1 protein-coding gene is annotated in these 1505 nt (G+C 41.1%); it reads right to left on the reverse strand.

From position 1 onward, the window contains the following. Positions 1 to 20: 20 nt before the first annotated feature. Positions 21 to 1133, reverse strand: a complete 1113-nt coding sequence (locus CWC14_RS15310; RefSeq protein ID WP_138563720.1) for a mechanosensitive ion channel family protein — start codon at positions 1131 to 1133, stop codon at positions 21 to 23. Positions 1134 to 1505: the final 372 nt, after the last annotated feature.

Raw genomic sequence — 1505 nt, forward strand, 5'->3', positions numbered from 1 at the left:
ACCTCGAACCTCGAACCTCTCTATATAATATTTTTTCCCTGCTCCGGATCGCGTGATTCATCGGCTTGCTCGCGAATATCATCCGTATCACTACTTACATCATCAATACTGTGTTCATGCTCTGTGGTTTTATGTTTTTGAATATGTGATTGCTCGTTAATTTCTTCTGTTGTCTCTGTTGTCTCTGTTTTAGCTTCGCTTGCTATGGGATAAATATCTTCACCTTGGCTATTGAGCAATATACGCTCTCTGGCATTGTCAGGCATGCTTATATTATGTTGCGTAAAACTATTGATTAACTCTCGCATAAGCTGTGAGGCTACTTTTACCATGCTGTATTGTTCGCCGTTGACCCAAAAGTAAACGGTAAAGTTAATAGTGGCGGAGCCTAAGTTATCAATCAATACTTGGGGAGGTGGATCGCTAAGCACAGAGGTTTGCTGCGATATTATACTAATTGCCAAACTTTGTGCGTCGCGAATGTCATTATCGTAGCCAATACCGATTGAAAAATGACCGCGCATTTTTGGATTAGCGGTTAAGTTTTTAATGGTATTTTTATACACAGTCGCATTGGGTATTTGAATATGATTGCCATCGTAGTCAACTAAAGTGGTTGCCCGTGCAGTTACTTTTTTAACAATACCAATTCTGCCATCAACTTCTATTACATCATCTATTTTAAATGGACGCTGTACACTTAAAAGTAAACTGGCAATAAAGTTCTCAGCAATATCCCGAAAGGCAAAGCCTAAAATAAGCCCAATTAATCCGGTGCCACTCATAATTGCGACCGCGAATTCGGTGAGTCCTGCCAAGCGTAAAAATAGATAAAACCCGAGTAAAATAATTAAGGTGCTAATACCTCGCCTAGCAACTAGGTGTACTAATTTACTCTTGGTCATGTAAGTAACAGGCTTTATCAACAAGCGTGATAATGGTGTGGCAATTAAATAACTAATCACCAAAATAACAATCCCTAATAATAAAGTGGGCAGTAATTGCATGAATGTGTGTAGTAATTGCACGCTTTGATCTTTTAAAAAGCTCCATGAAACCGAGTTTGGCTTAACGGTGTCGATTGCTGGAATTGATGTGTTATTAGCGAGTGTTGCAATTAAAGCACTGAGCATAGAGGTCATCCGTGTTAGGTCGAAGTAATTAGGGTCTGTGTTAAACAATAGCAGCAAGTCTAGGGTCTGTTGAACCTTTGCGGATTAATATTTGTTCAAATTAGGGGCAATTTAATCGCGGCGCGAGGTTTGTAACCTAGTGGGCTAAGTAAAAACCGAGCAAAGCTTCCGCGTCCTGCTCACGCCCCTTACCTACATCCATGTAGGCAACAAAGAGTAAATCGCCCCTAGGCAGAACCCTTCGGGCAGCGCCTGTTTGGCATTGATGCTGCGTTATCGCCTATTTATGGGGAATAACCACACCACATAGGCTCTGCCTTGCCTAAATACCAAACAGACTGCTGCAAATTTAACCTTGAAAGGTCAACAGAC

Origin of the sequence: Pseudoalteromonas sp. S3260 (genome assembly GCF_005886925.1) — a bacterium.
Lineage (GTDB): Bacteria > Pseudomonadota > Gammaproteobacteria > Enterobacterales > Alteromonadaceae > Pseudoalteromonas > Pseudoalteromonas tetraodonis.

Bases quoted from the DNA above. Each gene is read 5' to 3' on its own strand.
- CWC14_RS15310 (WP_138563720.1), bottom strand. From the start codon at position 1,133: ATGCTCAGTGCTTTAATTGCAACACTCGCTAATAACACATCAATTCCA.